General features: G+C 62.3%; 19 protein-coding genes and 1 tRNA gene. 6 read left to right on the forward strand and 14 right to left on the reverse strand.

Features of this window, described 5'->3' with window-relative positions; genetic code table 11:
- Positions 1 to 4: 4 nt before the first annotated feature.
- From rpsR to rpsF, 3 genes are all read right to left on the reverse strand, one after another.
- Positions 5 to 244, reverse strand: coding sequence for a 30S ribosomal protein S18 (gene rpsR / locus AB0N72_RS09250; protein ID WP_003800144.1), 240 nt, complete (start codon positions 242 to 244; stop codon positions 5 to 7).
- Between the two features lie 128 nt (positions 245 to 372).
- The gene (locus tag AB0N72_RS09255; protein WP_363932266.1) at positions 373 to 945 is read right to left on the reverse strand and encodes a single-stranded DNA-binding protein; all 573 of its coding nucleotides are present in this window, start codon (positions 943 to 945) and stop codon (positions 373 to 375) included.
- 50 nt (positions 946 to 995) lie between these two features.
- On the reverse strand, positions 996 to 1,301 hold the full coding sequence (gene rpsF, locus AB0N72_RS09260; protein ID WP_011776755.1) for a 30S ribosomal protein S6: 306 nt from the start codon (positions 1,299 to 1,301) through the stop codon (positions 996 to 998).
- Between the two features lie 243 nt (positions 1,302 to 1,544).
- Between rpsF and AB0N72_RS09265 the strand changes: the two genes are divergently transcribed.
- Complete coding sequence (locus AB0N72_RS09265) at positions 1,545 to 1,883, forward strand: YnfA family protein (RefSeq protein WP_363932268.1); 339 nt, start codon at positions 1,545 to 1,547, stop codon at positions 1,881 to 1,883.
- A gap of 91 nt (positions 1,884 to 1,974) precedes the next feature.
- On the opposite strand, the gene AB0N72_RS09270 is transcribed toward AB0N72_RS09265, so the two are convergent.
- Positions 1,975 to 2,057: transfer RNA gene (locus AB0N72_RS09270), tRNA-Leu, on the reverse strand.
- 117 nt (positions 2,058 to 2,174) lie between these two features.
- On the opposite strand from AB0N72_RS09270, the gene AB0N72_RS09275 reads away from it, so the two are divergent.
- A complete protein-coding gene (locus AB0N72_RS09275; RefSeq protein WP_363932270.1) occupies positions 2,175 to 2,330 on the forward strand; it encodes a hypothetical protein in 156 nt (51 codons plus the stop codon).
- On the forward strand, positions 2,327 to 3,004 hold the full coding sequence (locus tag AB0N72_RS09280; protein ID WP_363932272.1) for a DUF1345 domain-containing protein: 678 nt from the start codon (positions 2,327 to 2,329) through the stop codon (positions 3,002 to 3,004). The genes AB0N72_RS09275 and AB0N72_RS09280 overlap by 4 nt, the downstream gene beginning before the upstream one ends.
- 82 nt (positions 3,005 to 3,086) lie before the next feature.
- Here AB0N72_RS09280 and AB0N72_RS09285 read toward each other — a convergent pair whose 3' ends face one another.
- From AB0N72_RS09285 to AB0N72_RS09295, 3 genes are all read right to left on the reverse strand, one after another.
- Positions 3,087 to 4,502 (reverse strand): amino acid permease, encoded by a 1,416-nt coding sequence (locus tag AB0N72_RS09285; RefSeq protein WP_363932273.1) that lies wholly within the window; start codon positions 4,500 to 4,502, stop codon positions 3,087 to 3,089.
- A gap of 223 nt (positions 4,503 to 4,725) precedes the next feature.
- Entirely contained in the window at positions 4,726 to 6,033 is a 1,308-nt protein-coding gene (locus AB0N72_RS09290; RefSeq protein WP_363932274.1) for a M18 family aminopeptidase, read from the reverse strand.
- Between the two features lie 63 nt (positions 6,034 to 6,096).
- Entirely contained in the window at positions 6,097 to 6,993 is an 897-nt protein-coding gene (locus AB0N72_RS09295) for a 3,4-dioxygenase subunit beta (RefSeq protein ID WP_363932275.1), read from the reverse strand.
- 181 nt (positions 6,994 to 7,174) lie between these two features.
- On the opposite strand from AB0N72_RS09295, the gene AB0N72_RS09300 reads away from it, so the two are divergent.
- From AB0N72_RS09300 to AB0N72_RS09310, 3 genes are read left to right on the forward strand one after another with little or no spacing between them, the layout of a single operon-like run.
- Entirely contained in the window at positions 7,175 to 7,621 is a 447-nt protein-coding gene (locus AB0N72_RS09300; RefSeq protein WP_363932277.1) for a hypothetical protein, read from the forward strand.
- Positions 7,618 to 8,358, forward strand: a complete 741-nt coding sequence (locus AB0N72_RS09305) for a cyclase family protein (protein ID WP_363932278.1) — start codon at positions 7,618 to 7,620, stop codon at positions 8,356 to 8,358. The genes AB0N72_RS09300 and AB0N72_RS09305 overlap by 4 nt, the downstream gene beginning before the upstream one ends.
- A 46-nt stretch (positions 8,359 to 8,404) precedes the next feature.
- Positions 8,405 to 9,181 carry an IclR family transcriptional regulator gene (locus tag AB0N72_RS09310; protein WP_363932279.1) on the forward strand — a complete coding sequence of 259 codons (777 nt, stop codon included), beginning with the start codon at positions 8,405 to 8,407 and terminating at the stop codon, positions 9,179 to 9,181.
- Here the strand turns inward: AB0N72_RS09310 and AB0N72_RS09315 are convergent.
- The 7 genes from AB0N72_RS09315 to AB0N72_RS09345 all read right to left on the reverse strand — a co-directional run bounded on the left by AB0N72_RS09315 (position 9,172) and on the right by AB0N72_RS09345 (position 17,131).
- Positions 9,172 to 9,948: an IclR family transcriptional regulator C-terminal domain-containing protein gene (locus AB0N72_RS09315; RefSeq protein WP_363932280.1), complete on the reverse strand. Its 777-nt coding sequence runs from the start codon at positions 9,946 to 9,948 to the stop codon at positions 9,172 to 9,174. The two genes, AB0N72_RS09310 and AB0N72_RS09315, sit on opposite strands and share 10 nt — an antisense overlap.
- A 116-nt stretch (positions 9,949 to 10,064) precedes the next feature.
- Positions 10,065 to 11,507 carry an amino acid permease gene (locus tag AB0N72_RS09320; RefSeq protein WP_363932281.1) on the reverse strand — a complete coding sequence of 481 codons (1,443 nt, stop codon included), beginning with the start codon at positions 11,505 to 11,507 and terminating at the stop codon, positions 10,065 to 10,067.
- Positions 11,508 to 11,672: 165 nt separating this feature from the next.
- Complete coding sequence (locus AB0N72_RS09325; RefSeq protein WP_363932282.1) at positions 11,673 to 12,362, reverse strand: response regulator transcription factor; 690 nt, start codon at positions 12,360 to 12,362, stop codon at positions 11,673 to 11,675.
- Positions 12,359 to 13,648: a histidine kinase gene (locus tag AB0N72_RS09330; protein WP_363932284.1), complete on the reverse strand. Its 1,290-nt coding sequence runs from the start codon at positions 13,646 to 13,648 to the stop codon at positions 12,359 to 12,361. Before AB0N72_RS09330 ends, AB0N72_RS09325 begins: the two co-directional genes overlap by 4 nt.
- A 26-nt stretch (positions 13,649 to 13,674) precedes the next feature.
- Positions 13,675 to 14,526, reverse strand: coding sequence for an ABC transporter permease subunit (locus tag AB0N72_RS09335; RefSeq protein WP_363932286.1), 852 nt, complete (start codon positions 14,524 to 14,526; stop codon positions 13,675 to 13,677).
- A gap of 2 nt (positions 14,527 to 14,528) precedes the next feature.
- On the reverse strand, positions 14,529 to 15,473 hold the full coding sequence (locus AB0N72_RS09340; RefSeq protein WP_363932287.1) for an ATP-binding cassette domain-containing protein: 945 nt from the start codon (positions 15,471 to 15,473) through the stop codon (positions 14,529 to 14,531).
- A 152-nt stretch (positions 15,474 to 15,625) separates the two neighbouring features.
- Positions 15,626 to 17,131: a phosphatase PAP2 family protein gene (locus tag AB0N72_RS09345; RefSeq protein ID WP_363932288.1), complete on the reverse strand. Its 1,506-nt coding sequence runs from the start codon at positions 17,129 to 17,131 to the stop codon at positions 15,626 to 15,628.
- Between the last annotated feature and the right edge of the window lie 45 nt (positions 17,132 to 17,176).

The following is a 17,176-nucleotide window of genomic DNA, read 5'->3' on the forward strand; positions in this document are numbered from 1 at the left end:
TCCCTTAGCCGCGGCCAGCGCCGGAGTAAGGCAGCAGAGCAACTTCGCGGGCGTTCTTGATTGCCTGGGCGATCTTGCGCTGTTCCTGAACGGTAACGCCAGTAACGCGACGAGCACGGATCTTTCCGCGGTCGGAGATGAACTTGCGCAGCAGTGCTACGTCCTTGTAGTCGATGACAGTGATGTCAGCGGCCTTCAAGGGGTTGGACTTTGGTTTGGGCTTACGGAGTTCAGCCTTAGCCATCGTGGAGCTCCTTTTCTATGGAGCCCGTGGATCGTGATCCACGGGATGGTGGTGTTCGACGGCGGTGATCGCCAAGGTGCCTTTCGGCAGTCCCGGTGAGCGTCCGGCGTCGGACTTTTATGTTGTGTTTAGAAGGGAGGTTCGGAATCCGGGCCGTTGCCCCAGCCGCCAGCATTGCTGACACCGGGCGTAGCCCAGGGGTCATCCTGCTGTTGTGCGGGCTGGTTGCCGCCCCAGCTTCCACCGGAGTTGCCGCCACCCTGGTTTCCACCAGGAGCGCCACCTCCAAAGCCACCGGAGTTACCGCCGCCGAAGCCACCCTGTCCACCGCCGGAGCGCTGGGTACGGTTGACCTTGGCGTTTGCGTAACGCAAGCTGGGGCCGATTTCGTCGACCTCAAGCTCGATAACGGTGCGCTTTTCGCCTTCTTTGGTATCGTAGGAACGGCTCTTCAAACGGCCGGAAACGATGACGCGCATGCCCTTGGTGAGGGACTCGGCCACGTTCTCGGCTGCTTCGCGCCATACCGATGCGCGGAGGAACAGGGTTTCCCCGTCCTTCCACTCATTGGACTGGCGGTCAAAGGTCCGGGGAGTAGAAGCGATGGTGAAGTTCGCTACTGCTGAGCCAGACGGGGTGAACCGCAGCTCGGGGTCATTGGTGAGATTACCGATGACCGTAATAGTGGTTTCGCCTGCCATCTACTGCCTCCTTGTTCGTTCCTGCGGTGTAAAGATTTTGAAGGGGCTGATTACTCAGCAACGACCTTCTGGTCTTCGGGGCGGATGATCTTGGTGCGCATGATCGTCTCGTTGAGGGACAGCTGGCGATCAAGTTCCTTGGCGGTAGCCGGTGCAGCGGTGAAGTTCACCACGGCGTAGATACCTTCGGACTTCTTCTTGATGTCGTATGCCAGGCGGCGACGGCCCCAGATGTCAACCTTTTCGATGGTTCCACCATCGGTGGTGATGACATTAAGGAACTTCTGAAGCGACGACTCTACGGTACGCTCTTCGACCTCGGGGTCGATGATTACCATCAATTCGTAAGGACGCATATGTGAACCCACCTCCTTTGGGCTAAGCGGTTACGGTATTTCCGTAACAGGAGGTTCATTTGCGATGCTGTGCACCGCTCCCCCGCCGAAGATTCGGAAGGAGGGCGTAACACAGACTTCAATATCTTAGTGCATCTCCTGCACTCAAAGCTATTCGAGCGGATCGACGGCGGGAACGGGGCACTTGCCGTATGTGGAAAACCCGCGTGGGCGGCAGGGTACGCGGCAGTGAATACTTGAGCCATGACCATCCTGAAGTCCATCGTCCTCTTCGTCCTGGCCGCGGTTGCTGAGATCGGCGGCGCCTGGCTGATCTGGCAGGCAGTCCGCGAAGGCAAGGCCTGGTGGTGGGCCGGGCTGGGCATCGTGGCGTTGGGAATCTACGGTTTCTTCGCAGCTTTCCAACCGGATGCCCACTTCGGGCGGGTCCTGGCCGCGTACGGCGGCGTATTCATTGCCGGCTCGCTGGCGTGGGGAATGCTGGTGGACGGCTTCCGGCCGGACCGGTGGGACGTCATCGGCGCTGCGGTCTGCATCGTGGGCGTAGGGGTAATTATGTTCGCGCCCCGGCCGGGCGCCTGACGCCGTCGGGCGCCTGACACCGTCGGCGGAGCGGCGCCGGGCTCCAACGACAAAACCCCCGGGAGATCAACGATCTCCCGGGGGTTCTCTGTGCGCGGAGGGGGACTTGAACCCCCACCCCCTTTCGAGGACTAGCACCTCAAGCTAGCGCGTCTGCCATTCCGCCACCCGCGCAAGGTGATCAGGAGAAGCGCTTTCGTTTTTCTCCTTGACAGCGACAAAGACAGTAACACGAACAGGGCCGATTCGCAGATTCCTGTCCAACCGAAGACGCCCCGTTAGAGTGGCGCCATGGATGCCACACCGTTGAACAACCTGGTCCTGACCGTTGTGTTTGCCGCGATAGCCCTCTACGCCCTGTACTTTGTGGTCCGTGCTGGAGTGAGGGACGGCATCCGCCAGGCCCGGGAAATCCCGGGCAACTCCGCTTCACAGGAGCAACAATGACCAGCAGCGGCCAAGTGACAAACGCCAGGGTCCGGCGCAGCAGGCTGCGCTTTGTAGCCATGCTCGTGGCAGGTGCCGCCACATTCTTCGCGACGGGGCTGACGGGGAGCTGGGTGGATGCCCCGGCGGTGGGATGGGCCACGGCAGCGCTGATTTACGTGGCCTGGGTCTGGTTGGTGATCGCCCGAATGGATCCTGGTCAGACCAAACAGCATGCCACGTCCGAGGACCCATCGCGTGGAGTCACCGACCTCCTGATTCTGATCGCGAACCTGGCCAGCATTGCTGCGGCGGTGGCCGTGATCGTGAACTCCCACAGTGAGGACAACGGATCACGGCTGTCTTCGGGTGCGCTGGCGCTTGCCTGCGTGGCATTGTCCTGGATGCTGGTTCAAACACTCTTCACGCTGCGGTACGCGGAGCTTTACTACAGCCCCGCGCAGGAGGCGGGCGGAGGGGTGGGCGGCATCAGCTTCAACCAGGACCGGCCGCCCCAGTACACGGATTTTGCGTACCTGGCCACGAGCCTGGGCATGACCTACCAGGTCTCCGACACGAACCTGGAAAACCACCGGATCCGCGCCGAAGCGCTGAAGCACAGCCTGCTCTCGTACCTGTTTGGCACTGTGGTCCTGGCCGTCACCATCAACCTGGTGATCGGACTGGCCCAGTAGCCGCTTCCCAGGCGGGTCACAAAGAAAAGCGGGGCAGCCGCCGTCGAACGTTGACGGCAGCTGCCCCGCTGTTTAAGGACCCTTACGACGCCGGTCCGGAACCGACCTCTTCACGCTCGGCTTTGGCGCTGGGTGCCGCCACAACGCTTCCGCCGTTCCTGCGGTAGCGGAACACTCCGATGGCCACCACAACTGCGGCAAGGCCCAGCGACAGGAAGAGCGACTCACGCGTGGACTCGATGATGACCATGCCGATGATCAGGGCCACGATCGCCCCGATGGCAATCCATGTGAGGTACGGGAAGAACCACATCTTGAGGTCGAGGTCCTTGGCTGCAGCGCCCATCCGGCGGCGCAGGATGAGCTGCGATGCCGCAATGACCAGCCACACAAACAGCGCAATGGCGCCCGAGGTGTTCACCAGGAACAGGAACACAGTGTCCGGGGCAATGTAGTTCAGGCCAACGGTAACGAACCCAACCACCGTGGAGGCAAGGACTGCCGCGGCCGGAACACCGCGCTTGGAGATCTTCATCCAGGACCTTGGAGCGTCGCCACGCTGCGAGAGCGAGAACAACATGCGGCTGGCGGTGTAAAGGCCTGAGTTCAGGCAGGAAAGCACGGAAGTGAGCACCACAATGTCCATGATGGTGCCGGCGCCCGGGATGCCATACAGCTCAATGACGGCGACGTACGGGCTCTTGGCCACTGAAGCGTCGTTCCAAGGCAGCAGGGTCACCACGATGGCGATGGAGCCGATGTAGAAGATCAGGATGCGCCACACGGTGGACTTCACGGCCTTCTTGACGGCGTCCACCGGGTTCTCGGATTCGCCTGCCGCGATGGTGGCAATTTCGGCGCCAAAGAACGAGAAGACCACCACGAGGATGCCCGCCAACACAGCCCCCGGGCCGTTCGGCATGAAGCCGCCCTGGTCCAGGAGATTGGCAACACCCGGCGCGGATACGCCTGGAATCAGGCCGAGAATTGCAGCGATGCCGGCCAGCAGGAAGATGACGATCGCCGCGACCTTGACCGAAGCGAACCAGAACTCGAATTCGCCGTAGGACTTGACGGAGCCGAGGTTGGTCAACGTCAGGAGCACCATGAGAACCAGCGCCCAGATCCACTGATCCACGCCAGGTACCCAGCGGTGCATGATGGCGGCGCCCGCAGTTGCCTCGATGCCGAGGACGATGATCCAGAACCAGGCATAAAGCCAGCCAATACTGAACCCTGCCCAGCGGCCAAGGGCCTTGTCAGCGTATGTGGAGAAAGAACCGGTCTCCGGGTTGGCCGCAGCCATCTCACCAAGCATGCGCATGACGAGGATGACTACAAGGCCCGCAGCCAGGTAGGCCACCAGGATGCCGGGGCCGGCCTGCTGGATAGCAGCGCCGGAGCCAACGAACAGACCTGCTCCAATGACGCCCGCAATGGCGATCATGGAGAGGTGGCGTGGTTTCAGGGACTTTGAAAGCTGTTGGTCAGCGTGCATGGATCGGCGCCGTCCTTTGGGGTTTGAGTTGGGCAAGCGTGGTGTGCCACAGGCCACATGACTTACCCACAGTAGCTACCCCGGAAAGCCGGATTCCTGTGCATTCGGACATTTTGGCAACGCCGAAAAAGGAAGTCTGCACAAAATGTATAGCCACAGGCATCGAAAGTTTCCTTATGAAAACAATCGAAATATGCCCGAAACGAGTCCTTGAGACTTTCGCCTAGGTAGTCGGCCGGAAGAACACTTCGGTAACCGACGCAAGGTAGTGGGGATCCCGCACGCCGCACAGCTCCCGCGCAGAGTGCATGGACAGCAGCGGCACGCCTACGTCGACCGTGCGGATCCCCAACCGGGTCGCAGTCAGCGGACCGATGGTCGACCCGCAGGGAAGATCGTTGTTGGAGACGTATTCCTGGTAGGGAACCTCGGCTTCGGCGCACAACCTGGCCCACAGGGCAGCCCCCGCAGCATCGGTCGCGTAGCGCTGGTTGGCATTGATCTTCAGGAGCGGACCACCGTTAAGCACCGGCTTGTTCGCGGGGTCGTGCTTCTCGGCGTAGTTCGGGTGGACAGCGTGGCCGGCGTCGGCGGAAACGCAGAACGACGCCGCCACGGCCTGCCGTCGCTGGGTCACCGAGGCTCCCAAACCCTCTGAGATGCGCACCAGGATGTCCTCGAGGATCGGACCGCAGGCCCCTGAGCGCGAATTGGAGCCAATCTCCTCATGGTCGAAGGCCGCGAGAACTGCAATCGAACCGCCCTTTGGCGCTGCTGCGGCATGAGCGATCAACGCCACCAGCCCCGCGTGCGTGGAGGAGAGGTTGTCCATGCGACCGGAAGCGAAGAACTCACCCTTGGCCCCGAAAACCGCAGGGGCCTGCGTGTCAGCCACAACGACGTCGTATCCGCCGATTTCGGCAGCGTCCACCGTGGCTCCCTGGACGCCGGCAGCGAGCAGCCCCAGCAGGTCCTCACCCACAGGGTCTCCCTGGCCGAAGATCGGGTTCATGTGCTGCTGCTTTGACAGGTGAAGGCCGTTGTCGTTGACGCCGCGATCCAGGTGGATGGCCAGCTGCGGGAAGCGCAGAAGGGGCCCCGTGGACGTGAGGTGCTGGGTGCCATCGCGCAGCACCAGGCGGCCGGCAAGCTGCAGTTCCCGGTCCAACCACGAATTGAGGAGCGGGCCGCCGTACACCTCAACGCCCGCCTGGAGCCAACCAAACTTGCCCGTTGTGGGCTTGGGCTTCAACTTGAATGACGGAGAGTCGGTGTGCGCGCCAAGGATGTTGAAACCTGTTGTCGGCCCGGCATCCTCAGGCGTCACCCAGGCAATCAGCGCGCCGTCACGAATGATGTAGAACTTGCCCGCCCCGCCGTCCCACGGCTGTCGTTCATCCAGTCCACTGAAACCGGCGGCGTCGAGGCGGCGGGCGGCCTCGTGAACGGCGTGGAAACTCGACGGCGACGCCGAGACATACGCGCCGAGGTCCTGGATGTGGTCAACTGCTGCGGAAGCGTTTGAGGGCATGACCCCGAGTCTAGCCGGATGGATTGGCAAAGGTTCCGCGTCGAATCAGGGGAGGTGTCGGCACTAAATGGTGACGTTCAGGGCTGCCGTATATCCGCCGGCAACCGAGCCTGATATAGTCGCCAACTGGTATATACCTTCGTCGTCACCAAAGACGTTGTCGGAAGCAAGCGTGGTTTGCGGGAAGCTGCTGGCACTGTCTTCGTAGCCCGCAGTCGAGTAGACCGCCTTGCAGGCACTCTGCGTCAGGGCGATTTGGGACACCGCCAGGACTTGACCGGCGCTGGTGGCGTTGCTCATTGATTCAAATACCTCAAAGTGAATATGAGGCCAGCGGCCCATGTAGGCGCCCGGGAAGACGGTGCTGAAGGTCAATTGCCCATTGGCATCCGCTTCCTGCACGCCCCGCAGGTAATTCTCATTTTCGAGGCCTCGGTCGTAGAGCGAGTACTTGCCGTTCTGGTCGCAATGCCACGCGTAGACCGCTGCACCGGCCAACGGTGCGCATCCGTTGGCGTTATCAAGCAACGTCAATGTGACCGTGAGGGGCACCCCTCCGGCCTTGGTGGTGGACGATCCGAAACTGGACCTGATGTCCCGGCGCACAATTCCCGAAACCTCCAGCACATTCGGTCCGTTTGAGCCGTCGCCGGGGTAGGGACCAAGGGTTTCCTCGGGGATTTCCACTCCGCATTCCGCAAAGGCTCGCGTAACGGTACTGGTGGCTTGCGCCGATGGTGAGGCGGCCGTCGTCGCGCCTTGCGATGGGGTGACAGTACCGCCGGAGGTTCCCGACGGCGTCGCGCTGCCGCCGCCCGCCCCAGGCGTACAGGCGGCGAGGGCGGCAACGGTGCCAGTGCCGAGGAGGACACCCAAGGTTCGCCTCCGGCTCAGCAACGTAGAGAGGTCGAACTCCAGGCCCTTGTCGTGGTTTGGATGCGGCTGCTGGGTAGATGTCATGAGTCCACTAAAGCCGCAGGGGCTGTGCGTTGTACATGGGGGAACTGTGGCGGGACTGTGACCGCCCGTCTTGGCCTGCAGTCGCCTGAGTGTGCAGAATAAGCATTTCTATATGCTTGTAATGCTCGTCACGTCATGGCACGATGTCATGCAACAGCACCCCACGGAAGGTCACCCTGCAATGAAGATCGAACTGAAACCGGTGCGGAAGCTCCGTATCCACTGGCCCATTCCGGTGGAGACCATGACCCGCCTTGCCGCTGGCGAGCTGCTGGCCCTGGAGTCCGACGCCGGCATTGCCTCGCTGCTGGACGCCTTGACCGCTATCCCGGAACTCGGCGGCTTCGGCAACTACCACCACGTCTTCGAGTCCTCTGCCGGCTTTGAAGGGTTCACGGTAGCCGAGGGTGCCAACCCCACCTTGGGCAGCGTTGGCCAGCGGACGATCTCCCCCACCTTCGTATTCACTACCTACTTTGACGACTCGCTGGATGACTCCGCCGTGCAGCGACTGGTCCAGGCCATTGTGGATATCCACCCGTGGGAGGTCCCCGTCATCGAGGTCTCCGGTCCCCTGAGCGTCTCCAGCAGTGCCCTGTCTGCAGCGGAAATGCGGGTGGCGTCATGAGCCTCCCTCTGTGGGATGAGGTGGCACCACTTCTCCGCAACAGGACATTCACTGACCTCACCCACGCCTTCCACCCCGGGCAGCCCCACTTTCCGGCGTTTCCCGACGAGTCAAGGGAAGCGCTTTTCGATATGGACAAGGGCGACGGTTTCACCGCCCACAGGTACTCCATAGTGGGTCAATGGGGCACGCACGTGGACCCGCCGTCGCACTTTGTCCGTGGCGGCCGCACTTTGGACCAAATACCGGTGGAGGACATGGTCTTGCCGCTGGTCGTCCTGGACATCAGCACGCGCGTCCAGGCCGATGCGGACGCAACGCCCACCCTGGACGACGTCCGGGAGTGGGAGGCCCGAAACGGGGACATTCCGTCCGGAGCATTCGTTGCCCTCCGCACGGGTTGGAGCAACCGCTGGCCAGATGCGTCAGCCATGGCCAACGTCGACCGCGACGGCGTCAGCCACACGCCGGGATGGTCCAGGGAGGTCCTTCAGTTCCTGATCGAGGAGCGCTCCGTTGCCGCCGTGGGCCACGAACAGACTGACACGGACCCAGGCATGGCCACTTCACGGCAGGATTTCAGCCTGGAGACCTACGTTCTGGCTCAGGACAAATGGCAGATCGAACTCCTGGCAAACCTGGACCGGCTTCCGGAATCGGGCGCAATGTTGATCGCTTCGTGGGCAAAACCATTGGAAGGCAGCGGATTCCCTGCCCGGGTCTTCGCCATCCACTAGCTCCCGCATATCAGCCGCCCGTGTCCGGGGTGGATAGACTCAACCCATGTCAAAGACCTCCAGCATGGGCCGTGGCATGATGGCTCTCCTTGCGGTGGGGGAACGTCATGCCGAAGGACTCGACGGCGGCACGGTAGCTGACGTTGCTGTCCGCCTGGACAAGGACCGCAGCCAAGTTTCCCGCAGCCTCAAGGGTGCACAGCAGGAAGGCTTCCTCAGGAGGACGGACCAGCGTGAGTACTGCCTGGACTGGTCCATCCTGACGGACGCGCAGTTGGTTACCGAGCAGCGCCTCAAGACCGACGGGTTGACCGCTTTGGAGGGCCTGGCGTCCGAAACCAACGAGGCATGCTTCCTGGGAGTATTGAGCGGCAACAGCACCGTCACCATTGGCGAGCAGGTCCCGGAGAGCGCCAACCTGGTGGGCTCTTGGCTCGGACGGCCCTATCCCGCCTACTGCAGCGACGCCGGACAGGCTCTTCTGTGGGATGCCCCGGAGGATGAAATCCGCAAGATCTTTGCCGACGTTGAGTTCGTGAAGCACGGGCCAAATACGCCAACTTCCGTTGACGAGTTCCTTGACCGGCTTTCAAAGGCACGGGTGCGTGGCTACTCAATCGTGGATGAAGAAGCAGAGCCGGGACTCTACTCCCTTTCCGCTCCCATCCGGGACTTCAAAGGCGAAGTTGCCGCAGCATTGCAGATTGTCGGACCCAAATCACGCCTGGAGCCCCAGCGGCACGCCTTCGCCACGGCCCTCAGCTCGTGGCGGGATTGGCTTGAGTCCACTGTGGGTGGTCGCCCTGGGGCCAATCAGCCCTGAGCCGGGGACGCTGCCACCTCGCCAATCCGGTTGGCTGTGGACTGAAGAACCGCTGCGATGCCTGTCGCACCCTTCTCCAGATCGGCCCGGCTTCCCAGGACGCTGAGTGCGGCAACAATGCGCCCACCGGCCACCCGGACCGGGACACCCAGCTCCCAGACGCCGTGCTCAAACTCTTCGGCGGCCAGGACGAATCCTTGCTGCAGGTCGCGTTCCATGAAGGCCGCAACTTCGGCAGGAGAGTGTGCAGCCGCAGGGCCGCCCACGCCGATGAAGTTCACCTCACGGAGCAGTTCGTCGAGCTCCTTGCGGGAATGGTCCCATAGCAAGGCCCTGCCGGCGCCTGTGCACCACGCCGGCGTCACCATGCCGGGCTTGGCGAATCCACCCAAGACCGAGTTGTTGGAGGAGGACCGCAGCAGGAGTACCTTTACGCCGTCGCGAATGGAGAGTCGGGCCCTCAACCCGAAGGACGAGACGAGTTCTTCCAGTTCAGCCCGCGATTGCCGGACCCACCCTGCGTTCAGTGAAGCTGCCAAGGTGAAGAATCGTGGCCCTGTGCGGAATGGACCCTTCTCCACGCGTTCCAGAAGGCCAAGATCGCACAGTTCCTGGGCCAGCCGTGAAACCCGGCTCTGCTCCATATCCAGCTCGGCAGCCAACTGTGAGACTCCCAGGAGCTGACGTCCCTGCTTCTCGCGGTCCGTGACCAGCCTGACCAAGCGGAGGCCCTGCGCCAACGACGAGGCCTCTGTTGACGCATCCACGAATCAGGCTCCTTCCACCAAGCGCTCAGGCCATTCTCACATGCCTGTCCCGGACACCCGGGGAACGACTGTGTGGCCGGCCAGCGTTGCCCGGCCACACAACCAGCGAACGTGGATCAGTCCTTCTGCTTGACCTTTACCCCCCGGCCGTACCGGAAGTAGAAGTACACGTAGCAGGCGGCCACAAAGGGGATACCGAAGTACAAGGCTGCAACCTGGGCCGGGTCAGAAGCGATGCCCACCAGGGAAAGCAGGCACAGCCCGAAAGCAAGGATCGGAACCACCGGGAAGAAAGGTGCTTTGTAGGCGAGGTCGGCCACCTGCCCACCGTTGCGGATAAATGCCCGGCGGTGGAAGAAATGCGAGGCGGTGATGGACATCCATACACCCACGACGGCGAACCCGGCTATGGAGACAAGGACAAGGTACACAGTCTCAGCGGCGGCCACGCTGCTGACCAAGGATGCGAGTCCGCCCACCATGCTGACGGACAGGGCAAGGAGTGGGATGCCGCGCCGGGTGAGCCGCTTCAGTGCCTTGGGGGCGTGGCCCTCATCGGCCAAGGAATAGAGCATGCGGGCGCAGGAGAACAAACCGCTGTTACCCGCCGAGAGGAGGGCGGTGATGATCACAAAGTTCATGATATCTGCGGCGAAGGGAATTCCGACGGATGAGAAAACTGTGACGAACGGGCTCTCATCCAGGCCTACTTGGTCAAAGGGCACGGTTGCTGCAATGACCGCGATCGCGCCAACGAAGAAGATAAGGAGGCGGATGACAGTGCTTCGCATTGCCTTGGGGATGTTACGGGCTGGATCCTTGGTTTCCCCTGCCGCGACGCCAATCAGTTCCGAACCGGAGAATGCATAGAAAACGGCCAGCGCCGTGACCAGGACACCAGACAGGCCGTTGGGGAAGAGCCCTCCGGAGGTGTTGAAGTTCTCGAAGAGGAACGGATGGTGATCGGTGTCAGAGAGCGGGTGGAACCCGAACAAAGCAGCTCCGCCGAAGACGATCAATGCGATGATCGCGCCCACTTTGATGATGGAGAACCAGAACTCCGACTCACCGAAGAACTTGGAAGTGAGCGCATTGAAGCCGAAAAGCATGGCCGCAAAGACCAAGCACCAGACCCAGACTTCAACACCCGGGAACCACCGTTGCATGAGCAGCCCCGAGGCCGTGAACTCCGAACCGATCGCCACTGCCCAGCAAAGCCAGTACAGCCACGCCGTGGTGAACCCCGTTGCCGGACCGATGGAACGGGACGCATAGATGTGAAAGGCGCCCGAAACCGGGTAGGCAATGGCGAGCTCACCGAGGCAAGCCATCACAAGGTAGACGACGAAGGCCCCCACCAGGTAGGCGATGACCGCTCCCAGGGGCCCTGCTTGGGAAATGGTGTAGCCCGAGCTCAGGAACAAGCCTGATCCGATCACACCTCCCATGGCGATCATGATCAGATGCCGAGGCCCCATGGAACGGCGAAGGCCTGTTTCCAGGGCAGCGGAAGGGGCGTCGGCCGGGTGGTCCAGTTTCAAAGGTGTTGATGATTCCATGACGTGTCTCCGATGAGTGACGGATGCGATCGGGACGCCTGGGCCTTCCTGGGCGGGGGAGCCGAAGGCGTGCCTGTAGTGACGAAGGTAACACAGAATCACGCCAGATAGTCATTAAAAACATTTATGAATGCATATAACGCACACTTTGAAATTGCTTCCGGATCAGTAGTCCGGGTTGCTTGGCACTACCAGTCCGGTCTCATAGGCGTAAACGACCACTTGCACACGGTCCCGTAGCTGCAACTTGCTCAGGATCCGGCGAACGTGCGTCTTCACCGTGGCCTCGGAGAGGAAGAATTTGTGGGCGATCTCCGCATTGGACAAGCCCTCCGCGATGGTGGTGAGGATTTCGGTTTCCCGCGGTGTGAGTTCGCCGAGCAAAGGATCCCGGTGCGGTGCGGGGGCATGTCCCGGGACGGCACCGCCACGAACATACGTTTCAAGGAGCCGCTGCGTCACACGGGGAGCCACTACAGCGTCGCCGCTCGCCACCAACCTCACAGCGTGGACGAGTTCAGCCGGTGCAACGTCCTTGAGCAGGAAAGCCGAGGCTCCAGCCTGCAGGCCCGTGAAAGCATACTCATCGAGGTCGAAGGTGGTGAGGATGATGACCCGGGCGTCCGAACCCGAATCGGAAATCCGACGCGTTGCCTCGATTCCGTCCATGGTGGGCATGCGGACGTCCATCAGCACCACGTCGGGTTCCAAGGCTTCAACCTGGCGGACGGCCTCCAACCCGTCAGAGGCCTCGCCCACTACATGGAAGTCGTCTTCGCCTTCCAGGATGAGCCGGAAGCCCATCCTGAGCAACGGCTGGTCGTCCACGAGCAGCACTTTGATGTCATTGGTCATGATTCCCCCTTGTCGCCGTTCCAGTGGAGATCGGCGTGGACCGCCCAACCACCCCTTTTTCCTGGACCGGCAGTAACGATTCCAGCATAGATTCCTGCACGTTCATTCATCCCGGCAATGCCCAGCCCTGTGCCCAGGCTGTCTATGGATTCGCTGCCACCCTCCCGGGTTCCCCGGCCGTCGTCGAGAACGTCAATGGTGACCAAGTCGCCGTCGCGCGCCACATGCACGTCCACCCGGCTCAGCGAGCGGCCGTAGCGCAACACGTTGGTCAGCGACTCCTGAACAATTCTGTAGATCGTGAGCTCAAAGGCGGGATCGGCGGGCAAGGCCGGACCCGTATGCGCATAATGCAGCGGCAAGCCGGCCGTGCGGAATCCCTCCAGGAGCTTGGCCAGGTTGTATCCGGACTCAAGCGGCGTGAGCGGGGCCGGTCGTCCGGAGTCATCGCGCAGAACCCCCAAGACGCGCCGCATGTCCGCCAACGCGGTTCGTCCCGTGCGCGAAAGCTCGCCGAGGACCTCACCGGCGCGTTCCGGATCTTTCTTGACCACAACTGCCGCACCGTCCGACAAACTGATCATGACCGTCAAGGAGTGGGCGACGACGTCGTGCATCTCGCGCGCGATGCGGTTGCGCTCCGTGACCTTGCCCAGCCGGGTGGTGCGGGCAGCCCATGCCGCGATTTCCGCTTCGTGTTCCCGCCGCTGGCGGACCGAGATGCCGATGCCGGTGGCCAGCAGGTTCGACAACATGATGGTCACCGCCGTGGCTATGTTGTTGATCAGGTGGAAGTTCTCCGGGACGTCCTGCAAGGTGTCCATCTGGGCCGGACTTGTCCACATGAACAGGTAGAGCAGGCTCAGGGGCAGGCTCGCGGCGGCAAAAACCACAAACGTAATCCGGCGCCGCCGCAGGGAAGCCACCGCATAGAGGGCGAACCAGAGGCCCGCCGAAACGTTGGAGCCCCACGGGTTCAGGATGGTGGCCGAAATTTCCAGCAGTGCGACGGCGAGAACCACCTGAAGCGGGAACTGCCGCCGAAAAACCAAAGCCAGGGCAATCAAGAGCAGTATGGCCACCACGAGCCATTTGCCCTCAATGATCGACGTGACGATGGTGGGCAACGCCAGCAGCACGTAACAGAGCACCACCACGGCATCCATGGCACGCGGGCGCTTGAAGAAGAAACGCCGGATCCTGCCCCTGCGGCGCTGGGCGATTTCAGCGAAGGACGCGTCGGCCGTGGCGGCCGGCGCGTCCTTCAGCTGTGGAACTTCAGTCATGGATTGAGCCTAGACGGCACGCCGTCCTAGACGTCGCGCTTCTTGAGCAGAATCATGGCCAAAGCCACCGGTACGACGACCCAAGCGCCTAAGACCAGCGCAGCCTGCCATGCTTCCAGCGTGTCCGGGACGTGCTTGACGGCGGTCAGCGGGTTGAGCGTGTTGGTGGGCAGGTATTTGCTGGCTTCCTTGAAGAAGTCGCCAGGGATGAGCTGGAAAGCGATAGGCAGGACAAAGAAGATGCCCACCAGGCTCATGATGCCGCCTGCGGAGTTGCGGATGATCGTTCCCAAGGCCATGCCAATAGCGGCTACGGCGGCAACATAAACGCTGTTGACCAGGAGCAGCTTGATGGACTGCGAACTGCCCAGATCAAGCTTAAGGCCGTAGTTGTCAACGATGGGAAGCGCTACGAGGCCCGCGATGTACGTGGAAACAGCAGTCAAAAGGAAAGCGCTCACAACCACGACGATGAGCTTGGCCAGGAACGGTGACAGCCGCCTGGGTACGGCAGCAAAGGTGGAGCGGGCCATACCGGTGGTGAACTCGGAACTCATGAGCAATACGCCCAGGGAGCCGAGAATGAGCTGGGCGAACGCGATGCCTGAGCTGGGAATGGTGACGGCGAGCTCGCCGCCCTGCGCCGCTATAGCTGCGGCAGCTTGGGGGTCACGCGTGGCCTGCTCGGCGAACTGTCCGGTTCCCCATGCCGCGAGGGCTGCGAAGCCCACCATGACCAATGCCGTGGAGGCCAGCAGGATCAGGGTGGACAGCAACGTGCGGAACTTGATGAATTCGGAGTTGAGTACGCGGTGGAACGCCGGTCCGGGACCGACGGAGTTACGGATGGACCTGCGGTCCAAGGTAGTGGTGCTCATGTCTATTTCCCTCCGGCCTGAGCGGGAACCGAGGCCCCGGTGGTGATGTGCGAGTGGTATTCGACCTCGTCCTTGGTCAGTTCCATGTAAGCCTCTTCCAGGCTGGCCTGAAGCGGCGTCAGCTCGTAGACCATGACCTGGTTGTCCAAGGCGGCGCGGGCGATGCCGCGGGGATCCAGCCCTGAAACCTCCAGCAGTTCACGTTCGTGGACCTCCACGGAGACACCGGTTCCGGCAAGGAGCTGCATGAGGCGTTCCGGTTGATCAGTGCGGACACGGGTACGTGCCTGGCCCTTGCCGGTGATGATTTCGGCGATGGGCGCGTCGGCGATGATCCTGCCACGACCAATCACGATCAGATGGTCTGCCGTCACTGCCATCTCGCTCATGAGGTGGCTGGACAGGAAAACTGTGCGGCCTTCGGAGGCCAGGTACTTTACGAGGTTGCGAACCCACACCACGCCTTCAGGATCGAGGCCGTTGACAGGCTCGTCCAGGATGATCGTCTGCGGATCACCCAAAAGTGCGGCGGCAATGCCGAGGCGCTGGCCCATTCCAAGCGAGAATCCCTTGACCTTTTTCTTGGCAACATCACCCAGGCCGGTCATTTCGATGACTTCACGAACCCGGCTCTTGGGGATGCTGTGTGTCGCTGCCATGGCGAGAAGGTGGTTGTAAGCAGTGCGGCTAGTGTGGACAGCCTTGGCGTCCAAGAGTGCACCAATCTCCCGCAGCGGCGCCTTGTGCTGGGCGAAGGGCTCACCGTTCACCGTTACAGAGCCCGACGTCGGAGAGTCCAACCCCATGATCATGCGCATAGTGGTGGACTTGCCGGCGCCGTTCGGGCCCAGGAAGCCCGTCACCCGTCCGGCTTGGACAGTGAAGCTGACGCCGCCTACCGCAGTCTTGTCGCCGTAGACCTTGGTCAGGCCTTTTGCTTCGATCATGGAAGCGTTCCCTCCTCGGAGCACATGTGCGTGCTGGTGAGTTTTGAATGTACTCACAACGCTACTCAGGGAGGGGGCGTAATTCGCCTGTCTCAGGGATGATTCAGGGTTCAGTCAGGGTAGTCCTCCCGGATGACCCTCAGCGCGCCACCCTACTCAACCACCGGCAGCGGCGAATAGACATGGAGAACCCGCGGCTTGACGGTGAAGGTCGCCTTCCGGACTCCGGGCTTGGCTTCCCCGTCCACGGCCAGCACCAGCGGTTGTCCAATGGCTTCCACGGTGATTTCGGTCGCCTCCGTGAGGTGGGTGACCTTGGATGCAGATACCGTGCCAGTGATGACAGCCCACAGCAACCGGGCCCGCGCGAACGGCTCGTCCGCCGTGATCATCCGGAGGTCGAACACGCCGTCGTCCAGCACCGGCCGGCGCAGTGGGGCGTGATCGCTTGGATAGAACCTTCCGCGGCCCATGTACAGGATCCAGAGTTTGTGCCGTTGGCCATTCACCATGAGGGTGGTGGGAGAGTTCACGCCGAAGGTCCTCAGAGAGGCCACCACGCTGGCCAAGGGCTTACCCATGGCTGGCTGGAGGCGCTCCCGGCGGCGCACCAGGTTGGGGTACACGCCGACACTGGCGGTGTTGAGCATGGCGAGTTCGGAGGTTTCAGGCATATCGGGAAGCCCGCGCTCCACCTCCACATGCCCGAGGTCCACGGATGCGGCGTGACCGTTGCCCAGCGCCTCCAGTACGTCATCGATCGAGTTCGCACCCAGATCGCGGGCAAAGTGATTCAGCGTTCCTCCAGGGAGGACCGCCAGAGGCAATGAATGCTCGACGGCGGCAGCAGCCGCCGCTCCAACCGTCCCGTCACCGCCCCACACACCCAGCGCAACGGTGCCAGGCCGGGTCGCTGCGGCCCTGACCTCCTCCGCAATGTCTTCCCCCTCGGAGATTTCACGAATATAAGCCTTCGGGAATATACGCCTCAGCAGTTCGCCGGTTTCGGGCGAGTATGAACCGCCCAGAACGTTTACCGCAATGCTCAGCCCCTCGCCGTCGTCAATTGCGGGTACCTCCACCGGCGTACGGCGGGGGACCGGCTCCGCCGGCCGGGCTGGCCACCACTTGCGGGTGAGAAGCGCAGCCCCGGCGCCCAGTGCGGAGCCGAAGACCACGTCCGACGGCCAGTGGGCGCCGGTATGAACGCGCGAGTACGCCACCCCGGCAGCAACCGGCGCCAGGGCCGCTCCGATAACAGGGGAAACGATTCCCGCCCCCACGGCGAAGGCAACCGCGGACGCTGAGTGGCCGGAAGGCATGGAGGAGCTCGTGGGCTGTGGGTTAACAAAGCGGAACAGCGGCAGGTGCTCCGGGAGGGGCCGCCTGCGGGGGAGGGCCCTCTTGAAGATCACGTTGGTAACGCCGGACGCCACGCCCAGCGCAAGCAGGCCATGAAGGGCGGCCCTGCGGGGCCGGCCGGGCACGGTAGCCATGAGACCGGTGATTCCAAACCACAGTTTCCCCTTGGTTGCCGCAGCGGAGAGCCGGCGGAAGAAGACGTCATGGTCTCCCTGCGGTTGCCGGGAAACTGCCCGCACCAGGAAGTGGTCAAGTTTCACAACACGTTTGGGGCCTTTGCCCACGAAGCCTCGCATCCCCTCACAGTATCGCCTGCGGGCACTCCGGGACGGCCATGGCTA

The organism is Paenarthrobacter sp. NPDC089307 (assembly GCF_040685055.1).
Lineage (GTDB): Bacteria > Actinomycetota > Actinomycetes > Actinomycetales > Micrococcaceae > Arthrobacter.